This window comes from Lysobacter sp. Soil_C_59, assembly GCF_057656415.1.
Window position 1 is genome coordinate 1 of sequence record NZ_JBDGKK010000003.1, and the last position, 24,104, is coordinate 24,104.

Consider the following 24,104-nt stretch of genomic DNA (forward strand, 5'->3'; position numbering starts at 1 on the left):
TGTCTCGCAAATTCAGTCTGGCACCCACCGGGTGCCAAGGTGAGGAGGAGTCCATCCCATTGCTATCGGCCAGAAGCAGACATTAGCTAGCTGGTCGATTCAGTCGGAGGCGCGACGCGTAGCGGATGCGTCGGATTGTCGGACGTTAGCATCCGCACGGGTGCTCAGGTAGCACCAACGTCCGCTACAGGCCAGCAGCGGGCGTACGCGCAACTCAATCGCGCGGCGGATTGATAGGTATGCCACTTGCGCCGATGGTGCTCGGGCGGGTGCACCATGCATCGCCTGGTGGGCACTCTACTACTTTCGGCTGCCCAGCCACGAGCACGACGTATTGGGTCTGTTCCGTGTAAGAAAAGGAGAATTTCACGGTGCCGCTGCTCTTTTCAATCTGAACTACGTGGTCGGCTCTAGTGCCGCAGGTCGACTCCCACTCCGACGACGGCGATCCGCACACAAGCAGGTAATACGGCTGGTCCTTCTTGAAGTAGTCAACACGGTACTTCACCTTGACACCGATCATCGTGCCATACGGGACGCGGCTTCCGATCTTGGGTGTGGTCGCTTTTACGAGAACGTTATCTGCCCGTAGGTGTTCCGGGATGAGATAGCTGCATCCCAGCGACATCGAGGCCAAGCAAAGTAAGGGAAAGAACCGGATCTGACATGAACTGAGCACCATAAAGGTCCTTGCCGCGCGATGCGGATCCCATTCGATTGTACTGGCCGATGACTGCTCTGGGTCGAAAGCAGCCGTCCGTTAGGCGCTACTACGTGGAGCGAAAAGCAGATCAGCGACAGTATGCAGTCCTTTCAAGAACTCATCGGGAACGACGGGACTATGGTCGCTCTGTCGATATCGCTCATCGTGCACAGCCACTCCCCGCCGTGCGGTCGCGCAAATTTCTTCGCGCGAAGGAGAAGCCTCATGATGGCCAGAAGTGCCCATTGCATTGCAGTCAGTTGCCCTTCGAAGAAGGCGTCCTTCTCGTTCATTGTGATCCCTCGTCTGGTGCAGTTGCGGCCGGATCGACATGTTCGCTATCGGCCAGAAGCGGACCTTCAGCCACTGCTTCACGTATGAAGTGTCCGCCCCGTCTAAGGCCAATTGCTGAGGTAGAAGTGGAATGAGTGCTCTTGACCTGCTGGATCGGTGAAAATGTACTCATCACAGCGCCCGAACTCTCCCTTCTTTCGAGCAGGGCACGTAACTTGCGAGCGATCAACAAGAAGGTAGTGCTCGGGAACATTCACTCCGAGCCAGTAGCGCTGAAGCTCTGTGCGCCATGCCCGATCGCTGCTCTTGAGTGAGCGACCTGTGGCGGAAATTACGACAGGGTCCGAGTTCGTGGCTGTAGCCGCAGATAGCACAAACATTGGAGCAGCCTCATCATCCGGGCGATATTCCAACAAAGGAGCTGGTTGGCGAGGACCTGCCATAACCTGCGCCGAGAGCAGAATCAGGGCGACTGTAGGCGCGATTTTCTTCATTCGGTGCCACCTTCCTGGTAGACGTTGGGCAAGCCCGGAGACATGTGGTTCCGGTCTGACTGCCTGGACCCAATGTCCGCTTTGGGTCGAAAGCGGACATTAACACCGCCTGGACTCTCCGCCCTGCCCCAATGTCCGTTAACGGCCAGAAGCGATCATTCGGAGATGTAGGAACCGGATAGCTTTCAGCACACGAAATACAGGGGGCACTCGACGGTGCTGGCTGGCCATTGCGCCCGCAACCCGCGCCATGCAGGCTTCAGATGCTCCGCGTGCCGGATCGGCAATTGCCATGACCTAGATCATTTGCCTGACCGCAAACTGTCGCGATGATGTTGCCTCCTCCGATGGAGACAGCAGCATGATTGCGAACTCGAGTTCATCCAGCGATTACGTCGACGCCTGGGGTCTTGACCACGTGGAGCGTGATGAAGCCCCGAGCCGGTTTGCAGAGGCGGCCAGCGACTTCGAGATGATTCTGCCCGAGACCATCGCCGGGCTGGGATTCTAGGAATGGCCGACGTCATCGACGACCGCAGTCGGGCACCGCCGCTCACCCTGGAGATAGAAGCTGCGCTGGTGGCGAATCAGCTGCAACTCGACGTCTCATCGTTCCGGCGCTTGATGGAGCAAGGAAAGATCGCCGTGCTATGCGAGCGTGGCGTCGGAGAGGACTCCGGGACCTACCGCGCCAGCTTCTATCACGGCAAGCGATGCGCACGTCTGGTCGTGGACAGCAAGGGCCGCCCAGTTGCTGCCGCGGCTCGGGTTGAGTGAGCATTGCCGACGCTGACGTAGCTACGCCGGGTCCGGGTACCACGCTATCCACGTGAGGCCCGTCAACAGGGACAGCACCACAACCAATGACCGCTTCCGGCCAGGAGCGGCCTTACCACTACTTGTCTCGGGCCGGACCGGGCGCCCACTCCGTGATCTTGCGCAGGGGCTGCCATTGGTCGAGAAGGCGCTCGAAATCGTACAGTCCGATACGACTCGATACCGCCGCGGTCAGTTCCCTATTTGCCGTCGACGGCCGGCGGCGCCGGATCCTTCACCACGTCGACGTTGCCCACGTTGACCTTGCCGGAACCGATCTGCTTCATCAGCACGCGCAGGCTCAGGTCTTCGGCCGGCCAGTACTGCGCCGGGCGGGTGCGGCTGTCGGAATAAAATTCCGTGCCGGTGGCATACAACGGGCCATACGAAGACTTGCCGCCGCCAGCCCAGAATTCGGGACGCCCCATGTTCACGTCCAGCTTTGACGTCAGCAGGCCCACGCGGCTGCCAGTCTGATTGCGCGCGAAGCGGCGGATCTCCGTGTTGGCGCGACGCTGCGCGACGCGATCGCCATAGCGATCATAGAACTCCTGGCCGATCTGGATCGATTGCGCCTGCTGGGCGGGAGTCAGCTCGCGCCAGATGTGTTCGCGCACGCGAACCATATCCGGGACGCTACCTCGCTCGGCTGCGAGGTCCGCCCACACGTAGGCCTGCACAGGATCCCGGTCGACGCCATCGCCATTCCAGTACATCAACGAGAGGAAGTGCTGCGATAGTTTGTCGCCGAAAAAAGCGGCGCGTTCGAAGTACCGTCGGGCTTCATCCGGACGCCCGTTGTCGTAGGCCCAGATGCCGTGCCAGCGGCTGAGTTCGTTGGGGTGGCCTGACGCCCGTAGCAAGGCCGCCTGGTACATATCCAGGTTGATGGCACGGTCCTCGCCAGCCATGACCGTTCCGGTCGCGAGAAGTGCCGCGACAACCCACCCCGGAAACCCGCGTTTGCCCATCGCTTTGCTCCTGCTGCCATAAGCAGCGCGACGATACGTCGGCGCCCCCCGGTCCGCAACGGTCGGCTATCGATCCCACGCGACATCTTGAGTCGTTCGTGCTCGACGCATGGCGATGCTCGCGATGCGCGCAGAACCGTTGGCTGTTTGCCTGGGCGTACAGCTTCTCCAGCGGGCTGAGGCGCCCATCAGTCCTAGCTATCCGCTCTCGAGGCTCGCCAGCCAGCATCAACTGCTGCCCTCACGTGTTGATGATCCGGCCCGCTGAAGAATCGACCCTGCTTTCCTCGCCCTCGAGCATCCAGCACCGGAGATCACGGAGGACGCCATGCGCGATTGGATCATCCGTGACGAGGTCGCGGTATCGGACCACCCGCTGCCCAGCGCCGACCGGTTGTCGCCGCTGGTGCTGCTGCTCGGCGTGGCCTGGCTGCTGGCGCCTGATACGGCCTCCGCGCAGCAATGCAAGGACCGCGGTGGACTGGCCTATCTGGGCGTAACCGCCAACGAGGGCCGTTCGGTGTGGCTGTCGGCCACCGGTGCCGGCTCGTTCCAACTGGAGTCCACGCAGGGCAGCCAGATCGTCGATCAATGGGATCGCAGCCGACGCGGGCTGCGAGTGACGCTCTCCCCGGTCGTGTCCAACGGCAATGGTGGCGTACACCAGTTGCTTGTCATCGAAGGCAATCGGCCCTGCATGATCGATTCGCAGAACCAGAAAGGCGGTATCACCTTCCCGTCATTCATCCATCTGCCCGAGCTGCGGCCGCCGGGAGGACTTCGACCGCCCGGAGGGCCGCTATCACCCGGCGGCGTGACTGCGTTGACGCCCTCGCTGCCCGGCGGAGTTACGCCACCACTGGCGAGGCTCCCTCCTGCCGGCGTGATGCCGACGCGTCCGGGCGGTGTCGCGCCACCGATCGGAACTCGACCTCCCGGTGGTGCGATGCCGACACTTCCGGGCCGTCCCGCTCCACCGCCTTCGGGCGTGATGCCCACAGTGCCCGGCGGTGTAACACCACCGATCGGAACGCGTCCTCCCGGTGGTGCAATGCCGACACTGCCGGGTCGCCCCTCGGCACCGCCCTCCGGCCTGATGCCGTCACTTCCCGGCGGTGTCGCACCACCGGTCGCAACGCTTCCGCCCGGCGGCATGACGGCGATGCTTCCGGGGCGCCCTGCTCCGCCGCCTTCTGGCGTCATGCCTGCCGTGCCCGGCAGCGTAGCGCCCCCCATCGCGACACTTCCTCCAGCTGGCGTGATGCCCACGATCCCCGGCGGTGTTGCGCCACCAGTCGCGCGCGCTCCTCCGGTCGGTGCGATGCCGACACGTCCAGTACCACCTGCGGGCACGATTCCGAGCGGTCCCGGCAGTGTGTTGCCGCCCAGTGGGGCAATGCCCACGCAGCCCGGCGCCGTGGCTCCTCCAGTTGCGACCCTTCCACCCGCTGGCGTGACGCCCACACTTCCGGGCAATCCAGCGGTACCGCCGATTGCCGTGGTACCGGGCGGACCAGGCGGCGCGATACCGCCAATAGCGCCGCTGCCACCTTCTGGCGTCACGACACCGGCATTGCCGGAGGGAGCGACACCGCCCATCGCAACGCTGTCTCCGCCTGCACGCGCGACGGAAATTCCGGTTACACCTGCACCGGCGATCGACGACGCAACGCTTGCACGCGGAACGGCGCAGGAACCAATCGTTTCGGATTGCCTCGAGTGGAAACCTGCAGACGAAACCGGCGCCGACGCGCCCACCGACTGCGACTATGCAGCCGCCGAACAGGCGAGTTCGGGCTTCGGACAAGCGGTCCCTGTCACGCCGGGACGCGAGTTCGCGACACCAACGCGCTGGAACCTCTGGTTCGATGGCCGCACGCTCGACACCTCTGATCGCCGCCATGGCCTGGACATGGACGGCAGCGGAAATTACTTCACCATTGGCGCCGACCGTCGCCACGACAATGATGTCGTCGTCGGCGCCCTGGTCTCCTACGAGAGCAATGACAGCGACGGTTTCGACGGCAATCTGCGCCAGGAGACCGAAGGCTATGGCATCGGCGCCTACGTGGCGCAACCGTTGTCGCAGCGCTGGGCGATGGACACGTCGTTGGTGTACGCCTGGCTGTCCAACGATTCCAGGGTGGCGGTCCTCGATGGCAGCTATGACTCAACGCGCGTGTCACTGACATTGAACACCACGGGCCAGTACCAGGCGGGCGAGTTCGCGCTTCGCCCCAAGTTCACCCTCAGCTACAGCCACTACGACAACGACGCCTATGACCTCTCCGGCCTGGTGTTCGACACGCCCATCTCGCTGCAGGTGGCCCGCGACAGTTTCGACAACGGCACGGTCGAAGGATTGCTGGAAGTCAGCAGGACCTTCCGTCCGGGCAAGAGCGTCGTGATTCCGTACGGCGAGATCGGTGCCAACTACGCCTTCATCCGCCCCCAGGACGGCGGCATCCTGACCTCCGACCTGCGCCTGGCCTCCACATCGGCCTGGCTCGGCTCACTTCGCGTGGGCGCGCGTGCGCTGGTGTCACAGGCGATGTTCGTGGAGGCGAGCGCGGGCTACCTGAGCCTGGGCCAGGGCGACAACGATGTCTGGGAGTTCAGGCTGTTCCTGTCGTGGGCGTTCTGATCCATCCCGCCGGACCTGACCTCAATCCGCGAACGCGCTCAGCCATTTCCACCGTGCATCATCCTTTGCGCGGATCTCATCGGCGGCCGTGCCGTAGTCGTGGGTTCCACTGCCGGCAAGCAGCCGCAACGGAGGATCGGCCAGTCCGGAGACCTTCAGGATGAGGGCGGCGATCCGGGCGGGATCCGTGTTCGACTCCAGGTAGTCCGTCGACTTCATCATCCGCGCAGTGGCGCCCGATGTCGCAGCGTAGGCCGGACTGCTGGGGATGATCGTGAGTGATGAATCGTCGGCGAAATCCGTCCTCATGCCGCCAGGCTCGATTGCCGTGACATGTATGCCAAGCGGCCTGATCTCCAGCGCCAGGGACTCTACGAACCCGGCCAGGGCCCACTTCGATGCGTAGTACGCCGCCGCACCAGGAGTGGCAATGCGCGCGCCGATCGACGACACCTGGATGATGTGGCCAGCGCCCTGCCCTCGCAGAACCGGCAGTGCGGCCTTGATCACATTCACACTACCGAGGAAGTTGGTTTCGAGCTGTGCGCGGATCGCCGACATGGGCATGTCTTCGACGGATCCGACAATGCCGAATCCGGCGTTGTTGATCACCACATCGATCCGCCCAAAGCGCTCCACACCGGCCTGGACCGCCATTTGTGCCCCGTCGACATCGGTGACGTCGAGTGCAACCGGCAGGACCCGGCCTGCATGGCGAGCGACGAGATCCGCGAGCTGATCAGGGTCTCGCGCTGTTGCAATCAATTGATGCCCGGCTTCGAGAACCGAAGTTGCGATGCTTCGGCCGAGCCCGCGGGCACTGCCTGTCAATAGGAACGTCTTCATTCCGGAACTCCTTCTTCATGGGTAGAAGTTCCTATTGGATGGGCACGTTGTATCCCTACTGTTTCCGGCGACGAGGGTTATGTAACCCCGTGTGGGAGGCGCGGTAGCCAGCATGCTCCCCGTATGCCGGCCCTAGAGGCCTTCCAGTGCCTTGGCCGTCGCCTTGCGAACTCCCGTATCGAACCCTTCGGTGAAGCGCGCGTACACGTTCTCAAGCATTCCCTTCGCTTCCTTCCTCCTCCCTTGCGCGGCCTTTGCTTCCGCCATTGCCAGGGCAACGCTCATTTCCCACTCGAGCGCACCTTGCGACTTCGCGCACGCCATCGCCTGCGACAGCACCCGGTCGATCTGGATCTGCCTGGTGCCAGGCATTATCCGCATCACTTCGGCCTTGGTCCTGAGCAGGTCCGCGAAACTGACGAGGCCTCCGGTTTGCTCGGCCAACCCGATCGACTCGTTGATTGCGTCCAGGGCCCCTGCCGCATCGCCCAGCTGGCGCAGCGACTCTGCCAATGCCTGCAGCGCGTCACTCCGTATCACCGTCAACTTGGGCGGCTGCAGCATGTCCAGGCATTGCCGCAGATGCATCACGGCCTCCTCCGGTCGTCCGCGATGCAGGAGCAGATGCCCATTGAGGTAATGCCCCATGGGCAGTCGCGTGCCCATCTTGTACTCGTTGGCCACCTCCGCCAGTTCCTGGATCAGCAGTTCGGCGAGGTGGTCGAGCTTGTTCTGGAGAAAGATCGGGAAGCACAGGACGACACTGATGTAGAGCGAGTCGGGATGGCGACGGGAGTCGTCGACGATGCGCCTTGCCAGTTCCAGTGCCTGGAGGGGGAATCCCCGGACCCATTTGACCCGCGCCATGCTGGCGATGGCGATGACCTGTTCCTTCATTTCGAAGTACACGAGCCGGCGCACGCCGTGTTCGGCGACCAGCCGCGAGCTGCGGGCGAAACTCTCGTCCGATTCGAGTTGGCGCCCGGTGTAGTGGTTGGACGATCCGCTCATCCAGGCGGCAACGATGGCCTCGCGCGGCCCACCCCTGGCCGCTGCCAATGTCGCGTAGCGCTCTGAAACAGCGAGCGACTCGGGGAACCGTCCATTGGACATCATGGCCAGATGCAGTCCCGCCAGGAATCGGAACGTCGCACCGACATCGTCAAGTGCGACGCTGATCGCCAGTCCCTGCTCGACGATGGCGGTCATCTCGCCGTCGTAGTCGCCCATGACGTAACAGGCGACGGCCAGTGATTCCAGAAGGCTCATGTCGACGCCGGTCGAGCGCAAATGGTCCGGCATCGCGGCAAGCGCACGCTTGCAGCAGCGCTTGCAATCGTTCAACAGCGAATGCTCCAGGAACAAGGAGGCTGCGAGGCTGCTCATCTCGACACCCAGAGCCACGTCGTGACGCGCCGCGAAGCACCAGTCCATCGCGACGCGTACATTGCCGATGTCCGGCGGCCGGGGGCTCTCGCCGCCCGTCGGGTTGACGCGACCATGAAGCGAGTACTCGCGTAGCTGGTCGGCGTAATAGCTCGCATGCCGGCCTGCCACAGCCCCTGCATCCGCAGTGGCCGCCAGCTTGGCGACGGCGTACGCGCGCGTGGTCTCCAGCAGCCGGATGCGGGTTTCGCCCTCTGTCGAACTTGCGACGATCAGTGACTTGTCGACCAGGTCGCAGATTGCCTCCCCTGCCTGCAAGCTGCCGACGGTGTCGTCCGAGATGACATGAATGGCCGCCTCCAGGGGAAATGCTCCCGCGAACACGGACAGCCGGTAGAGCACGATGCGATCGCGTTGCGGCAGCAGGTCATGCGACCAGGCGATCAGGGCTTCCACGGATTGATGGCGCGGTATCGCATCCCGGCGCCCTTGCCAGAGCAGTGCGAACTGACTTGCGAGCAGATCCGATACGCCTTGCACGCCGTACGCCCCTACCCTGCTGGCCACCAGGCCGATGGCCAGCGGGTTGCCATCCAGTCGTCGACAGATCGCCGCCACCACCGGAGCATCTTCGTCGCCGAGGGGCTTTAGCGCGCCGCCTTCGCGGGCACGGTCGACGAACAGTTGCACGGCGGGCCACGCCATCGCCTGCTCTGCGGTCAGTCGCGTGGTGCTGGGCGGGGAACCCAGCGGCCGCAGCAGATAAACGTGCTCGTCGGCCAGGCGCAGGGCCTCGCGACTGGTGTTGAGGAAATGAACCGTGCCCGTGTGCTCGAGGGTGCGGACGCACAGGTCGGCCACGGCACTGATCAGGTGCTCGCAGTTGTCCAGCAAGAGGAGCGTGCGCCGCAGTGAAAGCACGTCGATCAGTCCGGCAAGCTCGACCGGTCCCGACGGCATGTAGCCGATGGCAGTCGCCACCGCTTCCAGGACGCGCTCCTCGCTCGTCACCGTGCTCAGGTCGATGAAGTAGATCGAGTCGCCGAACGATCCGACTGCATGGGCCATCAGCAACGCCAGCGTCGTCTTGCCCGCGCCGGCCGCGCCGACGATGGTGATCAGGCGATGATCCGGCAGCAGCCGTGAAAGCTCTTCGATGCTGTCCTCGCGACCCAGTGCCCGCTCAAGGGGGGCGGGCAAGTGCGGCCACGCCGTCTGGCGTCGACCCGCGCCGCGATCTTTCGCCACCGCTGGCTCATCCGCACCGTCCGACCGCCGCACGGGGGCCGCGAAGCAGTAGCCGCGGCCGGCAATGCTTGCGATGTAGCGCGCGCCATCGCGTCCGCACCCCAGCACCTTGCGCAGGTTCGCCACCTGCACGCGTACGTTCGACTCCTCGACGACCAGCCCCGGCCAGGCGATGGCCATCAGCTCCCGGCGCGTCAGCACGTTTCCGCTGTTCTCGACCAATGCAACGAGAATGTCGAAGGCACGACTGCCAAGCGCAACGTCGCTGTCGTGTTGCTGCAAGACGCGCGTCGTCGGGCACAAGCGAAATGGCCCGAACTCGAATACGCAACTCATGTCCTGCGCTCCTGCGACCACTGGCGGCTTAGGAGGGAGACGGGTGACGGCCACCCCACTGATGAGGTGTGCTCGCCAGCGCACTTTCCAGTGGTTTTACCCTTTGAACACGGTAACGCGCAACGTGCCCTGGCCCATCGACGGGACTGGGCTTGCATGGACCGCTGCCGCGTCGATCCCCGAACCCTTGACGTCACCCCGCTGGCACGGACGATGCATACTGGGTTGCAGGCGCTAGCATCGACTCAGCAAGGCATCGACCTTCGTGTTGCGGCATTGGGGATCCCCATGGCAGCTGAATCCGCGAACAGCCAATTGATCCAGGCCGTCATTCTGCTTGGCGCGGCGGTGCTGGTCGTGCCGCTGTTCCGACGACTCGGACTTGGATCGGTATTGGGATACCTCACCGCAGGGCTGGTGGTGGGCCCGTTTGGCCTGGGGTGGTTCACCGACTCCCGGGCGATCCTGCACGTCGCCGAACTTGGTGTGGTGATGTTCCTGTTCGTGATTGGACTGGAGATGCGACCGTCGCACCTGTGGGACCTTCGCCGCGAGATATTTGGCCTGGGATCGCTGCAGATCGTCACCTGCGCCGCGGCGCTCACCGGCGTCGGCCTGCTGTTGGGGTGGCCACCGCCGGTGGCCTTCATTGGCGCCATGGGCTTCGTGCTCACCTCGACCGCGATCGTCATGCAACTGCTGTCCGAGCGCGGCGACCTGGCCCTGCCGGACGGCCAGAAGATCGTCTCCGTGCTGCTGCTGGAAGACCTGTTGCTGGTGCCGTTGCTGGCCTTGGTGGCATGGATGGCGCCCGTGCAGGAGCAGACGACCACTGGCGGGCGCTGGCTGTCGGTGCTGGTCGGCCTGGCCGCATTGCTCGCGCTGGTCGCCGCTGGCAAGTGGCTGCTCAACCCGCTGTTCCGGATCCTGGCCGGAGCCAAGTCGCGCGAAGCGTTGAGCGCAGGTGCCCTCCTCGTCGTCCTGGGTGCGGCGCTGCTGATGGAAGTGGGCGGCTTGTCGATGGCGATGGGCGCGTTTCTTGCCGGTGTCCTGCTGTCGGAGTCGAGCTTCCGCCACCAGCTGGAAGCCGATATCGAACCGTTCCGCGGCATCCTGCTGGGGCTGTTCTTCCTGGCCGTCGGCATGGCCCTGGACGTGTCGGTCGTGCGCGCCAACTGGCCCCTGCTGGTCACTGGCGTGCTGGCCATGATGGTGGCCAAGGCGGCGTGCATCTACGTCGTCGCGCGCGTGTTGCGCAGCAGCCATGCCGAGGCGCTCGACCGTGCATCGCTGATGGCACAGGGCGGTGAGTTTGCCTTCGTGCTGTATTCGACCGCTGCCATGACGGGTGTGATCAGTGCGCAGGCCAATGCCCTGTTCACTGCCATCGTGGTGTTGTCGATGGCCTTGACGCCGCTGGTATGCCTGCTGGTCAAACGTCTGCTTCCACACCGTACTCAACCTTCACTGGATGGCCTGGACATGGCCTTCGGCGTGTCCGGCCGCGTGCTGATGATCGGCTTCGGTCGCTTCGGCCAGGTGGTGAGCCAATCGCTGCTCGCACGCGACGTCGATGTCACCGTGATCGACACCGATGTCGAGATGATCCAGGCGGCCTCGGATTTCGGCTTCAAGGTTTACTACGGCGACGGCACGCGCCTGGACGTCCTGCGCGCCGCTGGCGCGGGCCAGGCAAGCGTCATCGCGATCTGTACAGATCACCGCGATACGACCAACTGCATCGTCGAGTTGGCGAAGGCAGAGTTTTCCCAGGCCACCTTGATGGTCCGGGCCTACGACCGCGAGCATGCATGGCACCTGGCCGGTGAAGGCGTCGATTTGTTTGTACGCGAGACCTTCGAGTCGGCGTTGAACTTCGGCAGCCTGACACTGCGGCAGCTGGGCGTGACGCCGGCCGAGGTCGACCGGATCGCCGATGGCGTGCGCCGCCAGGACGCCGAGCGTTTCGCCTATGAGCTGGCCGGCGGCGATTGGGTGACCGGCGCGGTGATGAGCTTCCACAAGCGGCCGCAACCCGTCCCGCTTACCCCTCCCCGGCGCGAAAGCCGGGCCCTCAACGAAGCGGCCGACGCCGCGACGCGCCCGGAATGAATGCGAAGGTCCCGCCATGAATCACGCAGTGCTCACCGCCATGCTGGCGCCGGCCTTCTTCCTGACGGCCACCGGATCGTTCCTGATCGCGGCCAATAATCGCCTGGCCCGCATCATCGATCGCGCCCGCACGCTCATCGAGGAAGCGGAGAAGACGCAGGACGACGAGTCGCTCGCCTGGATCGAAGCGCACATCAAGATGCAGAAGCGGCGGAGCATGGTCGTCCTTCGCGCCACGCAGTTGCTGTACACCGCGACCACCTTCTTCGTGGCCACCAGCATTGCCGTGGCAATCAACAGTTTCAGCGGGTGGCGCCTGGATTCCTTGCCGATCCTGCTGGCGTCGTTTGGCGTGGTCACCCTGCTCTTTGCAAGCCTGCTGCTGGCGCGCGAGTCGTGGCTGGCCGTGACCGCCATCAATGAGGAGATGGACCGGTGCCGGACGAGGCGTACCGCCGGCACCAGGTGATGGATCACCGCGGGCAGGCCGCCCCGCTGGCAATCCACGCATCGACCAGCGCACCGAACTGCTTCTGCGTCCCTGGCGCAGGCGTCCGCCCCGAACCTGGATTCCACGCCCATCCGACCAGGGTGTCGGTGCCCATGTGATGGCTGATCTTCGCCAGGTCACGGTCGCCGTTGCGCTTGAGGTCCTTCAACTGCTCGCAGATCTGGCCCAGCGACTTGCCCTGCCAGGCCATCGAGGCGGGGGCCAGCGCCCAGTGCGCGTCGCCGGGAATCGTCCGCACCGTGTCGCCCAGGGTCATCGAGTTCGCCTTGCCGTGGCAGCTGTTGCACGGCATGCCTGGCAGGCCGTGATTGTCGGCACCACCGGCCACTTCGGGCACGTGCGGATGCAGGTCATCGCCCTGCGTGGGGGCGCGCTCCACCGGATGGCAGTTGAGGCAGCGTGGATGCTGCAGCACTTTGCCCGCCTCTTCGAACAGCGCGACCGAGCGCTTGCGCTGGTCCTTGATGCCATCGAATTCGGAGACGTCCTTGAGTCCAGGTGCCGACGTGGCCGTGGCAGCACTGGGCCTGGTTACGGCGTTCTGCGCCCAGGCCACGGCCAGGCACGCGGAGGTGGCGACCACGATCATGGCCGCGATTGCATTACGCCTCATGACGGCCTCCTTTCAGCAGCGCGGTATCGATCGGCAAGTCGAAGATGCGCTTGCCGGTGGCATGGAAGATCGCGTTGGTGACGGCCGGGAAGATTCCCGAGGTGCCCGGTTCGCCGACACCGCCTGGATCTAGCGTGCTCGGCACGATATGCACTTCGACCGGCGGCGCCTCGCGCATCCGCACCACCGGGTAGCTGTCGAAGTTGCTTTCGACGATGCGTCCGTTGGCGACGGTGACCTTGCCGTACAACGCCGCCGACAGGCCGAAGATCACTCCGCTCATCAGCTGCGCCTTGACGATGTCGGGATTGACGGCCACGCCGCAGTCGATCGCGCAGACCACGCGCTCCACCTTCAGCTTGCCGTCGGGCGCCACGCGCACCTGCGCGACGGTGGCAAGGAAGCTGCCGAAGCCTTCCTGCACCGACATGCCCAGGCCCTGGCCCTTCTCGAGCTTGCGCCCCCAACCTGCCTTGTCGGCGGCGAGGTCCAGCACCGCCAGCGAGCGCGGGCTCTTGCCCAGAAGTCTCCTGCGGTACTCAACCGGATCGACGCCGGCGCGCTGCGCCAGATCGTCGATGACCGACTCGACGACGAACACGTTGCGGGTATGGCCCACGCCGCGCCAGTTGCCCACGTGCAGGCCCTCGGGGGGTTCCTGGCGCACGTAGTCCACCAGCGCGTTGGGGAAGTCGTACGGTCCGGCTGCGCCGTTGACTGCGTCGTAGTCGACGCCGTCCTTGAAGAAGATCGGCAGGAACACCGCCATGATCGCCGGCCCCACCACGCGGTGACGGAAACTCACCGGCATGCCGGCGCGATCGGTGCCGACCCAGACGCGGCTGTGGTTGTGGTAGCGGAAGTAATCCTGCTGGATGTCTTCCTCGCGGCTCCAGGTCACCTTCACCGGCGCATCGACGTGCTTGGCGATGCGTACGGCCTGGGTCACGTAGTCCGCCTCCAGGCGCCGGCCGAAGCCACCGCCCAGCAAATGGTTGTGGACGACGACCTTCTCCAGCGGCAACCCCGATGCTTCTGCTGCGCGCTTCTGGGCCCGGCCAAGCACCTGGCAGCCCACCCAGACCTCGCAGCGATCCCTGGTCACGTGCGCGGTGCAGTTGATTGGCTCCATCGCCGCGTGCGCGAGCATGGGCTGGCGGAACGTGGCCTCGTAGGTCTTTGCGGCGCGTGCCTGGGCGACATCGCCGACCTTGACTGCGACCACGCCGTCGCGCTCCAGCCCGGCGTCGCATTGCGCCACCAGCGCAGCGGTGTCGAGTCTGGCGTTGGCGCCTTCGTTCCAGCGGATGTCGAGGGCTGCCAATCCCTTGCGTGCAGCCCAGGTGTTGTCAGCCACCACGGCCACCAGGTCGTCCAAGACGACGACCTGTTTGACGCCGCGAACGGCCAGCGCCGGTGCCTGATCGACACCTGCGACGCGCCCGCCGAACACCGGCGTCGCGCGTACCGCGGCAAAGCGCACGCCCTTGGGCAGCGCATCGATGCCGAACTTCGCGGTCCCGTTGACCTTGGCCGGCGTATCGACCCGTTTGACCGCATGGCCGACCAGCTTGTAGTCGGCGATCGGCTTCAGCGGTGCCTTCTCCGTAGGAGCCGGCAACGTCGCCGCCGTCGCGACCAGATCGCCGTAACCCAGGCGCTGGTCGTTGCCGGGGTGGATGACCTGCCCGTGCTCGGTACGGCACTGCGCCGGCGACGACTTCCAGCGCTTGGCCGCGGCCGCGACCATCAGTGCACGGGTGTCGGCACCGGCCTGGCGCAGCGTCGCCCAACTGCCCGGCAACGAAGCCGACCCGCCGGTGATCTGCCCGCCATAAACCGGATGGCTGTAAAGCTTCTCGTCCGGCGGCGCGTGTTCCACCGTCAGCTGGTCCATGCCGATGTCCAGCTCCTCGGCCAGCAGTTGCGCCTGCGAGGTGTAGGCGCCCTGCCCCATTTCGACGTACGGCACGATCAACGTCACCGCCCCCGTGGGAGCGATGCGTATGAAAGCGTTGGCCGACCATGGCTGGCCGCCTTTTGCAGCACGTGCGGCCAGCGCGGGGCCGTTGAGGCTGAAGCCGACGACCAGGCTGCCGCCGACCACGGCGACGGTCTGCAGGAATGCACGGCGGGACTGGCGAAAGTCCCCGATTGCCGCGGCCAGGTGTTCGTCGCGTGGATGCGCGCTCATGTCGCACTCCCCTGCCCGCCCACCTGCTGCGCCGCCAGCTTGATGGCGCCGCGGATGCGCTCATACGTGCCGCAGCGGCAGATGTTGCCACTCATGACACTGTCGATATCGTTGTCGGTGGGGGCGGCATTGCCGGCAAGCAGTGCCGCTGCCGACATCAGCTGGCCGGACTGGCAGTAGCCGCACTGCACCACTTCCTTCTCCAGCCAGGCCTGCTGCAGCGCCCGGCCAACGGGAACTTCATGCAGCGCCTCGATCGTCCGCACTTCGGAATCCCCGACCGCGGCGATCGGCGTGATGCACGACCGTCTGGGCACGCCATCGATATGCACCGTGCAGGCACCGCACAGCGCCACACCGCATCCAAATTTCGTGCCGGTCATCTGCAGCACGTCGCGCAGCACCCACAACAATGGCGTGTCGTCGTCGACGTCCACGGTGTGCGGGGTCCCATTCACTTTGATCGTCGTTGGCATCGCTGGCTCGCTCGCAACGGCTCAACCGGAAGGACCACGGCCAAGGCCAGGTGACCATCCTTGGGAACAGGGGACCTCCTCCATCGACTCTGCGTAACCCGTGGCGCGCGGTGGCCACCGTCAGTCCATCACGCCTGCATCCGTCGGCGTGCCTGCAGCGCGTTCTGGAACGTGCGCTTTACCGGGCCCAGTGCCTGGACGAACTCCAGTTGCTCACCTTCCGGCCCCTTGCAGTAGATCAGCGACCAGCCGTCGGACTGACCCTGCGTGATCTTGTTCGAATTCGCGTCGAGCGGCGCGGCCTGTCGTTGCTGTTCGGTCGTCACGGTGATGACGCGGTTCGCCCGTACCTGGCTCATCCCGCGACGGGCGGACTCGGCCTCGAGGTCGCGGATGAACGTGTTGAAGTCGACATCGTCGCGCAGGTAGAAGCAGATGTGCATCGAACGCGGATAGGCCGGACTCATGTGGTCGCGGGCCTCGGCGAAGCTGTTGCCGGTTCCCATCGGCTGGTCGGCGTCGCGGTACTGCAGCAGTTCGATCACGACGTTGTCGAACTGCACGAAACGCACGTCCAGGCGCTGCGCTCCTCCGCGGAGGTCCGGAATGCCACGGGTGCGCGGGTTGACCTTGCGCTCGCGTGCAAGGATGTCCTCGTCGGTCAATAGGGTGTTGTGGATGCGCTCGCCCTGGAAGTCGCCATCGCGCATGACCTCGTTGCCGCCGAGCACTTCGGTATAGAACTCGAATGCGCGATCCATGTTCTGAACGGTCACGCCGAAGTGCTGGACGCCCTGCAGGCGCGCGCCTATCGAACCCGGGGCAAGCTTGTGTTGGGCTTGTTGCGCCATGCCCGAAGCAACCAGCTGGCCCGGCAGGGCCGCGACGGCGAGCCCGGCGATCACGGTGGCACCGGTAGTGCGAAGGACCTCGCGACGACCTGGATCGACCCCGGAAGCTTCATCGAGTTCTTTCATCACGTGCCTCCAGGCCGTTATCGGAAGTTTCAGGCGCGCATCATTTACTTCTTGTCGACCGGAACCAGCTCGGCGACAACCACAGGCAGAACGGTGAACGCCTGCCGCTCGGCCAGCGATTCGATGACGGACAGGTAGTGCTTGAAATGCGGGGTTTCACGATGGGCCGCCAAGGCGGCCTCGCTTCGGTAGAGCTCGTCGAGAACGAGGCGTCCCGGTCTCGCGGCGTCGTGCCAGATGTCCCAGCGCAGGTTGCCCGGCTCCTGCCGACTCGGCGCGACCATGCCGCGCAGCAGCGTTTCCAGTGCCTGCTCCTGCCCGGGCTTGGCGGTCAGGATCGCCAGGATCTTTGCGTGGGACTCCACAACGTCGGCTCCCAGGAACCAGTCATCGATCTTCATCGTGTCCAGTTATCCGCCGCACCGCAGCGCTTGAGAAGTTAAGAATCGTGAATTCTTGTGATTCAACCGCCGGCAAGCCCAAGGCGGCCGGGCGATTCACCACGTTTGCCGACGCTTAACACCCTGCCTTCGGCGTACGGCGCTAGCCTCAAGCCGAATCGGCACGGAACGGAAAGCCATGAAGACGAACCTGGTCCTCGCAGCGGCGATACTGCTCGCGCTGGCGTCCTGTTCTAGGCAGGAAGCGGCATCGCCTTCGAATACCACTGCTGCGTCGACGCCCGCCGCTGCGCCCGCCGGTGCGCCGCCGCCCGCCTCGGCACCCACCGTCGGCCAGGTCGAGATCGTCTCCGAGCTGGACATCACTCCGGGCAATGTCACCGCTTCGAAGGAGGGTCGCGTTTTCGCGAGCATCCACGGCATGCGGCGAGGACCCGTCCAGCTCATCGAGGTCACTGGGCGCAACACCTACGTTCCCTTTCCCGACGAGAGCTGGAACGCAAAGCCAGGCTCGGGCAAGGATGTGCTGAACACGCCACACGGCGTGCTCATCGACGGCCAGGACCGCTTGTGGGTCATCGATCACGGTAACTGGATGGACAAACCGCAGCCGCCGAAACTGCTCGCGTTCGATATCAACTCACGCAAGCTCGCGTACCGGCACGACTTCGACAAGGCCGCCGCACCTAAGGGACAGATTCTCCAGGACCTTGCCGTGGACGGTGATCGCGGGTTCGTTTACGTCGCCGACTGCGGCCCGGATCCGGCCATCGTCGTCGTGGACACCAACAAGAACACCGCGCGTCGATTCCGTGGTCATCCGTCACTGCAGTCCGAAGACGTCGAGCTTGTCGTCGAGGGCAAGCCGCTGCTCTTCCCCGGTGAGGGTGGCCGCATGGGCCCGGCCCGCGTGGGCATCAATCCCATCACCCTGTCCGCGGACGGCGAGACGGTTTACTTCGGCTCGATGAATGGCACCAGCTGGTACTCCGTGCCCGCTCGCCTCTTCAGGGAAGGAGCGAGCGACGCCGACATCGGCAAGAGCATCGCCCGCGTTGGCCCCAAGCCCCTGTCGGATGGCGCTGCGACCGATGCAGAGGGCAACCACTTCATCACCAACCTGCCCGACAACGGCATCGACATGCTGACCAGCGCCGGCAAGCTGCAACCACTGGTCAGGGACGAGCGCTTCCTCTGGGCCGACAACGCGCACTTCGGCCAGGACTCGTGGCTGTACGTGGCGATCACCCAACTGCATCGCAATCCGATCTTCACCGACGCCGAAGACCGGGGCCAGCCGCCCTACCTGATCGCCCGCATCTGGACCGGGACCCGTGGACAGCCGGGACGCTAGCGCTTTTGCAGGAGCAACCACCATGGCCAGGCGCACGTCGCCCATCTTCCACCGCTCGGTCGAAGCCGACGGTGTCGAGGTCTTCTACCGCGAATCCGGCGACAACAGCTCGCCGACGCTGCTGCTGGTGCACGGGTTCCCCACCAGCTCGCACATGTTTCGCAGGCTGGTAGCAGAGCTTTCGGACGCGTTCCATGTCGTCGCGCCCGACCTGCCCGGGTTCGGCTTTACCCGTGTCCCGGACGGTCGGAACTACGTCTATACCTTCGACGCCCTGGCGGCAACGCTGCGCGCTTTCGTCGATGCCCTGAAGCTGCATCGCTATGTGCTCTACGTATTCGACTACGGCGCACCCGTCGGTTTCAGGCTGGCGTTGGCCGCGCCGGAGCGCGTGACCGGCCTCATCAGCCAGAACGGCAATGCGTACATGGAAGGCTTGGGCGATGCCTTCGGTCCCGTGCGCAAGTACTGGGCCGAGCCTACCCGGGAGAACCTCGACGCATTGAGGAACGTTCTCACGCTCGAAGCGACCCGTTGGCAGTACGAGCACGGCGTAGCGGATCCGGCCCTGATCGCCCCCGAGGCGTACACGCTGGACTTTGCGCTGATGCAGCGCCCGGGCAACGACGAGATCCAGCTGCAGCTCTTCCACGATTACCAGCACAACCTGACCGCGTACCCGAAGTTCCAGGAGTTCATGCGCCAGGAGCAGTTGCCCACGCTGGTCATCTGGGGAAAGAACGATCCGTTCTTCATCCCGCCGGGAGCGCAGGCGTACCGGCGCGACAACCCCAATGCCCAGGTCGAGTTGCTCGACACCGGGCACTTCGCCCTGGAGACCCACGCCGGCTACATCATGCGGCGGATCCGCGAGTTCTTCCTGGCCGACGGATGAGCACGCGAGAAGGAGCAGTGAGCGCTCACCACACCTCGCAGCGATCCGCCTGCGGCCGCACCATCGGTGCATCGGCCTTGCACTGGAAAGCCTCGCGGAACTCCGGCAGGTTCGACAGCGGCCCATTGACGCGGTACTTGGCAATCGGGTGCGGGTCGCCCTGGACCATGGTGCGCTGCGTCTCCATGCGGGTTTCGTCGCCGCGCCACTGGCCCCAGGCGATGAAGAACTGCTGCTCGGGCGTGAACCCGTCGATGGTCGGCTCCGGACCCTTGCCTTCGCGCGACTTCAGGTAGCCGCGGTAGGCCAGCTTGGCACCGGCCAGGTCGCCGATGGACTCGCCCAGCACCAGCTTGCCGTTGTGGTGGACGCCCGGCTCGATGAAGTAACCCTCGAACTGGTTCACCACGCACTGACCCTTGGCCTGGAACTGCTTGTTGTCCTCGGGCGTCCACCAGTTGGCCAACCTGCCCTGCGCATCGAACTGCGCGCCCTGGTCGTCGAAGCCGTGGCTGATCTCGTGGCCGATGACCACGCCGATCGCGCCATAGTTGACGGCGTCGGTGGCATTCACGTCGAACGCGGGCGGCTGCAGGATGCCGGCCGGGAACACGATCTCGTTCTGCAGCGGGTTGTAGTAGGCATTCGACGTCGGCGGCGTCATGCCCCAGCGACTGCGGTCGGTCGGCTTGCCGACCTGGCTGCGATTGTCGGCGACGTTCCAGCGAGAGGCCGCGACGAGGTTGTCCCACGCCGAATCACGTGAGACCTCCACGCCCTTGTAGTCCTTGAACTTGTCCGGGTAGCCCAGCTTCGGGAAGAACGTGGCGCGCTTTTCCAGCGCCTTCTTCTTGGTGGCCTCGTCCATCCAGTCCAGGCCGGCGATGGTGTCGTCCATTGCCGCCAGGATGTTCTTCACCATGTCCTGCATGCGCGCCTTGGCTTCCGGCGGGAAATACTTCTCCACGTATTTCTGGCCGAGCGCTTCGCCAAGCTGGTTGTCGGTGAGCTCGGCGCAGCGCTTCCATCGCGGCTTGATCTCGGTGGCGCCGGTGAGGAACTTGCCGTTGAAGGCGAAGTTCTCCTCGACGAACGGCTGCGACAGCGAGTCCGCGGCGGTGTTGAGCACGTGCCACTGCAGGTAGGTCTTCCACTGCGGCAGCGGGGTCGACGCCAGTTCGGTCTGCACCTGCTGCAGGAACCTGGGCTGGGTTACGTTCAAGGCATCGTGCGGCATGCCGGCCGCGTCGAAGTACTGCGTCCAGTCGAAGCCGGGGGTGAGTTTGGCCAGGTCGGCGAACCTGGTCGGGTTGTCCTGCAGCTTCGGGTCGCGCAGCTGCACGTTGTCGAAGGAGGCCTGCGCCAGGCGCTTCTCGAAGGCGAACACGGTGTTGGCGTCCTGCTTCGCCTGCGCCGCAGGGACACCGGTCAGCTCGAACATCTTCGCCACGTGCACGAGGTACTTGGCCCGCGCTTCGACGAAACGCGGCTCGGTCTTGAGGTAGTAGTCGCGGTCCGGCATGCCCAGGCCACCGGCGTAGATGTGCGCGATGGTCCGGGACGGTTCGTGCAGGTCTTCGCCGGCGAACAGCGCGAACGGAACCGCAACGCCCACGGCCTGCAGCTTGCCGATCATGCGCTGCAGGTCGGCCTTGTCCTTGATCGCCTCGACCTCGGCCAGCCAGGGCTGCACCGGCTTGCTGCCCAGCGCATTGACCCGCGACTCGTCCATGCATGCGGCGTAGAAGTCGCCAGCGAGCTGGCCCGCGCTGCCCTTGGGCCAGTCCGAGCGCGCGGACAGCTCGTCGAGGATGTCGCGCACGTGCTCCTTGTTGACCTCACCGGATTGCCAGCGCCGGCTCCAGCGATCCATGTAGTTCGGGATCGGGTTCTGTTGCCGCCACGCGCCGTTGGCGTAGTCGAAGAAGTCGGTGCAGGCATTGCCGTTGCGGTTGATGTCCTCGGGGTGTATTCCGTGCACCGCGCCGGCCGACGCAGTGGTGGCAGCGGCTAACAGAGCGACGAGCGGAAGGCTGGACCTGATCACGGCAACGCCCCTTGCTGGGATGGTGCCGGCAACTATAGCCGCACGGGTTGCGCGGACCCGTACCAGGAGTCCTGCCCGGTCGGTCCGGGACTCAGCTGTGCAGGACCGCTCCACCAGGCAGGCCATCGGCAATTAGCCGAAGCCGGACCATTGCCTCCTCCGGACCAAACCTGCCCGGCCGGCCATAGCTGCCCTTCTCCGGATGACTGTCGGAGCAGACGCTCGCAAGGACGGTGTCCGCCAGGTGCTGATGTGGCGCGATTCGATCGGCCAGCCTGCCCAGGACAGTCAGATCCTTCGCGTCGGCCCCATCGCCGTCGAGTGAGTATCGCCAGTAGAAGTTGTCGTAGCTGGCGCAGAAATCCCAGAACGGCAGGCGCCCGGATGCGCACAGGCGCACCAGCTCGTCATGGCGATCCAGGTCGCTGACCAGCTCGGTCTCATTCGGGTACATGACCATGGCCTCCATCGGCGTCAGATGCCACGAGCCCGAAGGAGGAACGTCTTGAGGGCTTCGGCGTAGCGGTAGTCCGCGGGCGACAGGCGCGATTGGACGTCCTCCAACTGCGCGCGGAACGCCCAGCACAGGGCAAGCATCTTCTCGTGGCCTTCGGCCTCGATCACCGCGGTTCGGCGGCGCACTTCAATCATGTTGTCCATGACAGGTCTGTCCATGGCAGACCTAACGGCATCCGCGCTCCATGACGCGGTGCAGGCTTGAATGTAGCACCTTTGTCCCACCACGCACCGCGCGCCCTCCCCCGGCCCCCTCAAGCATGCGGCGAGGCCCCAGACAGACCATAATCGGGCCACTGATCGCACCGCGGGAGGGCGGAGTGAGAACACCCGGCGAGATCCCCCAGGAAAACGGGGGTTGGCACGAAGACATCGAAGACGCCGCCTATCGTGCATTGGTGGAGTCGGTGCGTGACTACGCCATCTTCCTCCTGGACGACGAAGGCTACATCCGCAGCTGGAACCAGGGCGCCGAACGCATCAAGGGCTACAAGGCGCACGAGATCATCGGCAAGCACTTCTCCGTGTTCTATCCGCAGGACAGGATCGATCAGGGCTGGCCGGAACATGAGCTCGACGTCGCCGGTTCGACCGGCCGCTTCGAGGACGAAGGCTGGCGGCTGCGGAAGGACGGCACGCGTTTCTGGGCGAACATCGTCTTCACCCGGATCGACCATCCGGACGGCACCCTGCGCGGGTTCGCCAAGATCACGCGAGACCTGACCGAGCGGCGCGCCAACGAACAGCAGCTCGCCCGCAGCGAAGAGCGCTTTCGCCTGATGGTCGACAACGTCCGCGACTACGCCATCTTCATGCTCGACACGCAGGGCCACGTCGCCAGCTGGAACAAGGGCGCGCAACAGATCAACGGCTACCTGCACGACGAAATCGTCGGCCGCCACTTCTCGGCGTTCTACCCGGCGGAGGTGATCGCCGAAGGCTGGCCCGAGCGCGAACTGCAGATCGCGCTTGCCGAAGGGCGCGTGGAAGACGAGAGCTGGCGGGTCAGGAAAGGCGGAGTGCGATTCTGGGCCAGCGTGGTGATCACGGCGCTGTTCGACGATGAAGGCCAGCACATTGGTTTTGCGAAGGTGGTCCGCGACCTGACCGATCGCCGCCGCATACGGACGCTGGAAGACGAAGGCCAGCGCCTGACGACGTTCCTGGCCATGCTGGCGCATGAGTTGCGCAACCCGCTCGCACCGATCGCCAACTCGGTGGCGATCATGCAAAGCCAGCCGATCGAGTCGGAAACCCTGCGGTTCTGCCGCGATGTCATCGGCCGGCAGACCGCGCAGCTGACCCGACTGGTCGACGACCTGCTCGACGTCAGTCGCATCACCAGCGGCAAGATCCAGCTCGAGCGTGCCGTGTTCGACCTGCGCATCGCCATGACCCAGGCGATGGAAACCATCACCCCCGATGCGGAGCGGATGGATCAGTCGCTGCGCATCGAGCTGCCCGACGACCCGGTGTGGGTACAGGGTGATCTCGCGCGCATGCTCCAGGTGTTCGCCAACCTGCTCAGCAATGCGGTGAAGTTCACACCGTCGGGGGGAACGATCTCCGCTGCCATGGTGGTCAATGGCGCCCGGACCGAGGTCCGGGTCGCGGACTCCGGCCCTGGCATTCCTCCGAAGCGCCTGGCCGATGTTTTCGGCCTGTTCGTCCAGGGCGAACCACATTCGCCGCAGGCACAGGGAGGGCTCGGCCTTGGACTGAGCCTGGTGCAGCAACTGGTGTCGCTGCACCACGGCGAAGTCAGTGCGTTCAGCTCTGGCGAGCCGGGCAAGGGAGCCGAGTTTCTGGTCGTCCTGCCAACGGTCGCCCGCCCCCTGGAGGCGGCCGCCACGCCGCCGCCGGTTCAACCGGCCATGTCGCGTCACGTACTGGTGGTGGACGACAACCGCGATGCTGCCGACACGCTGCAGCAGCGCCTGCAGGAATGGGGCTATCGCACGGACACGGCCTATGACGGTCGCAGCGCCATGGCTGCCATTCGCGGTGCCCGATTCGATGCAGTGCTGCTGGACCTTGGATTACCGGACGTCAGTGGCCTGGAGGTCGCTCGTCTCCTGGGCAAGGCGATGAACAACCCGCCGCCCCTCATCGCGGTGACGGGCTACGGGCAACAGTCCGATCTTGCCGCGACGAAGGACGCGGGATTCCGCGCCCACCTGACCAAGCCCCTGCGTCCGGATGAAGTCGAGCGCGCGTTGTCGCAGCTGTTCGGCGAGGCCGGGAGCGGCACGTTGCCTGCGGCCGACTGA

At 64.9% G+C, this 24,104-nt stretch carries 21 protein-coding genes; 8 read left to right on the forward strand and 13 right to left on the reverse strand.

Going from position 1 to position 24,104, the window contains the following annotated elements; all coding sequences use genetic code 11:
- Positions 1-214: 214 nt before the first annotated feature.
- Both AC3A3Q_RS06750 and AC3A3Q_RS06755 read right to left on the reverse strand, forming a co-directional pair.
- On the reverse strand, positions 215-523 hold the full coding sequence (locus AC3A3Q_RS06750; protein ID WP_487585524.1) for a hypothetical protein: 309 nt from the start codon (positions 521-523) through the stop codon (positions 215-217).
- Between the two features lie 290 nt (positions 524-813).
- The gene (locus AC3A3Q_RS06755; RefSeq protein WP_487585525.1) at positions 814-996 is read right to left on the reverse strand and encodes a hypothetical protein; all 183 of its coding nucleotides are present in this window, start codon (positions 994-996) and stop codon (positions 814-816) included.
- An 856-nt stretch (positions 997-1,852) separates the two neighbouring features.
- Here AC3A3Q_RS06755 and AC3A3Q_RS06760 point away from each other — a divergent pair.
- Positions 1,853-2,002, forward strand: coding sequence for a hypothetical protein (locus AC3A3Q_RS06760; RefSeq protein ID WP_487585526.1), 150 nt, complete (start codon positions 1,853-1,855; stop codon positions 2,000-2,002).
- A gap of 2 nt (positions 2,003-2,004) precedes the next feature.
- Complete coding sequence (locus tag AC3A3Q_RS06765; RefSeq protein ID WP_487585527.1) at positions 2,005-2,268, forward strand: DUF6522 family protein; 264 nt, start codon at positions 2,005-2,007, stop codon at positions 2,266-2,268.
- A gap of 239 nt (positions 2,269-2,507) precedes the next feature.
- Here the strand turns inward: AC3A3Q_RS06765 and AC3A3Q_RS06770 are convergent, their stop codons facing one another.
- Positions 2,508-3,278, reverse strand: coding sequence for a tetratricopeptide repeat protein (locus AC3A3Q_RS06770; RefSeq protein WP_487585528.1), 771 nt, complete (start codon positions 3,276-3,278; stop codon positions 2,508-2,510).
- Positions 3,279-3,606: 328 nt separating this feature from the next.
- Here AC3A3Q_RS06770 and AC3A3Q_RS06775 point away from each other — a divergent pair, with 328 nt between their 5' ends.
- On the forward strand, positions 3,607-5,922 hold the full coding sequence (locus AC3A3Q_RS06775; RefSeq protein WP_487585529.1) for an autotransporter outer membrane beta-barrel domain-containing protein: 2,316 nt from the start codon (positions 3,607-3,609) through the stop codon (positions 5,920-5,922).
- 21 nt (positions 5,923-5,943) lie between these two features.
- On the opposite strand, the gene AC3A3Q_RS06780 is transcribed toward AC3A3Q_RS06775, so the two are convergent.
- The gene (locus AC3A3Q_RS06780; protein WP_487585530.1) at positions 5,944-6,768 is read right to left on the reverse strand and encodes an SDR family NAD(P)-dependent oxidoreductase; all 825 of its coding nucleotides are present in this window, start codon (positions 6,766-6,768) and stop codon (positions 5,944-5,946) included.
- 132 nt (positions 6,769-6,900) lie between these two features.
- The gene (locus AC3A3Q_RS06785) at positions 6,901-9,792 is read right to left on the reverse strand and encodes an ATP-binding protein (protein WP_487585531.1); all 2,892 of its coding nucleotides are present in this window, start codon (positions 9,790-9,792) and stop codon (positions 6,901-6,903) included.
- 234 nt (positions 9,793-10,026) lie between these two features.
- On the opposite strand from AC3A3Q_RS06785, the gene AC3A3Q_RS06790 reads away from it, so the two are divergent.
- Both AC3A3Q_RS06790 and AC3A3Q_RS06795 read left to right on the forward strand, forming a co-directional pair.
- On the forward strand, positions 10,027-11,850 hold the full coding sequence (locus AC3A3Q_RS06790) for a monovalent cation:proton antiporter-2 (CPA2) family protein (RefSeq protein WP_487585532.1): 1,824 nt from the start codon (positions 10,027-10,029) through the stop codon (positions 11,848-11,850).
- A gap of 16 nt (positions 11,851-11,866) precedes the next feature.
- On the forward strand, positions 11,867-12,319 hold the full coding sequence (locus AC3A3Q_RS06795) for a DUF2721 domain-containing protein (protein WP_487585533.1): 453 nt from the start codon (positions 11,867-11,869) through the stop codon (positions 12,317-12,319).
- 4 nt (positions 12,320-12,323) lie between these two features.
- Here the strand turns inward: AC3A3Q_RS06795 and AC3A3Q_RS06800 are convergent, their stop codons facing one another.
- From AC3A3Q_RS06800 to AC3A3Q_RS06820, 5 genes are all read right to left on the reverse strand, one after another.
- Entirely contained in the window at positions 12,324-12,974 is a 651-nt protein-coding gene (locus tag AC3A3Q_RS06800) for a hypothetical protein (protein ID WP_487585534.1), read from the reverse strand.
- Positions 12,964-15,168, reverse strand: a complete 2,205-nt coding sequence (locus AC3A3Q_RS06805) for a xanthine dehydrogenase family protein molybdopterin-binding subunit (protein WP_487585535.1) — start codon at positions 15,166-15,168, stop codon at positions 12,964-12,966. Before AC3A3Q_RS06805 ends, AC3A3Q_RS06800 begins: the two co-directional genes overlap by 11 nt.
- A complete protein-coding gene (locus tag AC3A3Q_RS06810; protein ID WP_487585536.1) occupies positions 15,165-15,644 on the reverse strand; it encodes a (2Fe-2S)-binding protein in 480 nt (159 codons plus the stop codon). Before AC3A3Q_RS06810 ends, AC3A3Q_RS06805 begins: the two co-directional genes overlap by 4 nt.
- Before the next feature lie 128 nt (positions 15,645-15,772).
- Positions 15,773-16,621, reverse strand: a complete 849-nt coding sequence (locus AC3A3Q_RS06815) for a VOC family protein (RefSeq protein WP_487585537.1) — start codon at positions 16,619-16,621, stop codon at positions 15,773-15,775.
- A 44-nt stretch (positions 16,622-16,665) separates the two neighbouring features.
- Complete coding sequence (locus tag AC3A3Q_RS06820; protein ID WP_487585538.1) at positions 16,666-17,022, reverse strand: putative quinol monooxygenase; 357 nt, start codon at positions 17,020-17,022, stop codon at positions 16,666-16,668.
- A 178-nt stretch (positions 17,023-17,200) separates the two neighbouring features.
- Between AC3A3Q_RS06820 and AC3A3Q_RS06825 the strand changes: the two genes are divergently transcribed.
- Positions 17,201-18,376: an L-dopachrome tautomerase-related protein gene (locus AC3A3Q_RS06825; RefSeq protein ID WP_487585539.1), complete on the forward strand. Its 1,176-nt coding sequence runs from the start codon at positions 17,201-17,203 to the stop codon at positions 18,374-18,376.
- A 22-nt stretch (positions 18,377-18,398) separates the two neighbouring features.
- Entirely contained in the window at positions 18,399-19,271 is an 873-nt protein-coding gene (locus AC3A3Q_RS06830) for an alpha/beta fold hydrolase (protein WP_487585540.1), read from the forward strand.
- A gap of 25 nt (positions 19,272-19,296) precedes the next feature.
- Here the strand turns inward: AC3A3Q_RS06830 and AC3A3Q_RS06835 are convergent, their stop codons facing one another.
- The 3 genes from AC3A3Q_RS06835 to AC3A3Q_RS06845 form a co-directional block, all read right to left on the reverse strand.
- Positions 19,297-21,318, reverse strand: coding sequence for a M13 family metallopeptidase (locus AC3A3Q_RS06835; RefSeq protein ID WP_487585541.1), 2,022 nt, complete (start codon positions 21,316-21,318; stop codon positions 19,297-19,299).
- A gap of 91 nt (positions 21,319-21,409) precedes the next feature.
- A complete protein-coding gene (locus AC3A3Q_RS06840; RefSeq protein WP_487585542.1) occupies positions 21,410-21,772 on the reverse strand; it encodes a hypothetical protein in 363 nt (120 codons plus the stop codon).
- 20 nt (positions 21,773-21,792) lie between these two features.
- Positions 21,793-21,978, reverse strand: a complete 186-nt coding sequence (locus tag AC3A3Q_RS06845; RefSeq protein ID WP_487585543.1) for a hypothetical protein — start codon at positions 21,976-21,978, stop codon at positions 21,793-21,795.
- A 176-nt stretch (positions 21,979-22,154) separates the two neighbouring features.
- On the opposite strand from AC3A3Q_RS06845, the gene AC3A3Q_RS06850 reads away from it, so the two are divergent.
- Positions 22,155-24,104, forward strand: coding sequence for a PAS domain S-box protein (locus AC3A3Q_RS06850; protein WP_487585544.1), 1,950 nt, complete (start codon positions 22,155-22,157; stop codon positions 24,102-24,104).

Excerpts from the sequence above, each read along its gene's own strand:
- AC3A3Q_RS06750 (WP_487585524.1), bottom strand. The coding sequence starts at position 523 with ATGATCGGTGTCAAGGTGAAGTACCGTGTTGACTACTTCAAGAAGGAC.
- AC3A3Q_RS06755 (WP_487585525.1), bottom strand. The coding sequence starts at position 996 with ATGAACGAGAAGGACGCCTTCTTCGAAGGGCAACTGACTGCAATGCAA.
- AC3A3Q_RS06760 (WP_487585526.1), top strand. The coding sequence starts at position 1,853 with ATGATTGCGAACTCGAGTTCATCCAGCGATTACGTCGACGCCTGGGGT.
- AC3A3Q_RS06765 (WP_487585527.1), top strand. The coding sequence starts at position 2,005 with ATGGCCGACGTCATCGACGACCGCAGTCGGGCACCGCCGCTCACCCTG.
- AC3A3Q_RS06770 (WP_487585528.1), bottom strand. The coding sequence starts at position 3,278 with ATGGGCAAACGCGGGTTTCCGGGGTGGGTTGTCGCGGCACTTCTCGCG.
- AC3A3Q_RS06775 (WP_487585529.1), top strand. The coding sequence starts at position 3,607 with ATGCGCGATTGGATCATCCGTGACGAGGTCGCGGTATCGGACCACCCG.
- AC3A3Q_RS06780 (WP_487585530.1), bottom strand. The coding sequence starts at position 6,768 with ATGAAGACGTTCCTATTGACAGGCAGTGCCCGCGGGCTCGGCCGAAGC.
- AC3A3Q_RS06790 (WP_487585532.1), top strand. The coding sequence starts at position 10,027 with ATGGCAGCTGAATCCGCGAACAGCCAATTGATCCAGGCCGTCATTCTG.
- AC3A3Q_RS06795 (WP_487585533.1), top strand. The coding sequence starts at position 11,867 with ATGAATCACGCAGTGCTCACCGCCATGCTGGCGCCGGCCTTCTTCCTG.
- AC3A3Q_RS06800 (WP_487585534.1), bottom strand. The coding sequence starts at position 12,974 with ATGAGGCGTAATGCAATCGCGGCCATGATCGTGGTCGCCACCTCCGCG.
- AC3A3Q_RS06805 (WP_487585535.1), bottom strand. The coding sequence starts at position 15,168 with ATGAGCGCGCATCCACGCGACGAACACCTGGCCGCGGCAATCGGGGAC.
- AC3A3Q_RS06810 (WP_487585536.1), bottom strand. The coding sequence starts at position 15,644 with ATGCCAACGACGATCAAAGTGAATGGGACCCCGCACACCGTGGACGTC.
- AC3A3Q_RS06815 (WP_487585537.1), bottom strand. The coding sequence starts at position 16,621 with ATGAAAGAACTCGATGAAGCTTCCGGGGTCGATCCAGGTCGTCGCGAG.
- AC3A3Q_RS06820 (WP_487585538.1), bottom strand. The coding sequence starts at position 17,022 with ATGAAGATCGATGACTGGTTCCTGGGAGCCGACGTTGTGGAGTCCCAC.
- AC3A3Q_RS06825 (WP_487585539.1), top strand. The coding sequence starts at position 17,201 with ATGAAGACGAACCTGGTCCTCGCAGCGGCGATACTGCTCGCGCTGGCG.
- AC3A3Q_RS06830 (WP_487585540.1), top strand. The coding sequence starts at position 18,399 with ATGGCCAGGCGCACGTCGCCCATCTTCCACCGCTCGGTCGAAGCCGAC.
- AC3A3Q_RS06840 (WP_487585542.1), bottom strand. The coding sequence starts at position 21,772 with ATGTACCCGAATGAGACCGAGCTGGTCAGCGACCTGGATCGCCATGAC.
- AC3A3Q_RS06845 (WP_487585543.1), bottom strand. The coding sequence starts at position 21,978 with ATGGACAACATGATTGAAGTGCGCCGCCGAACCGCGGTGATCGAGGCC.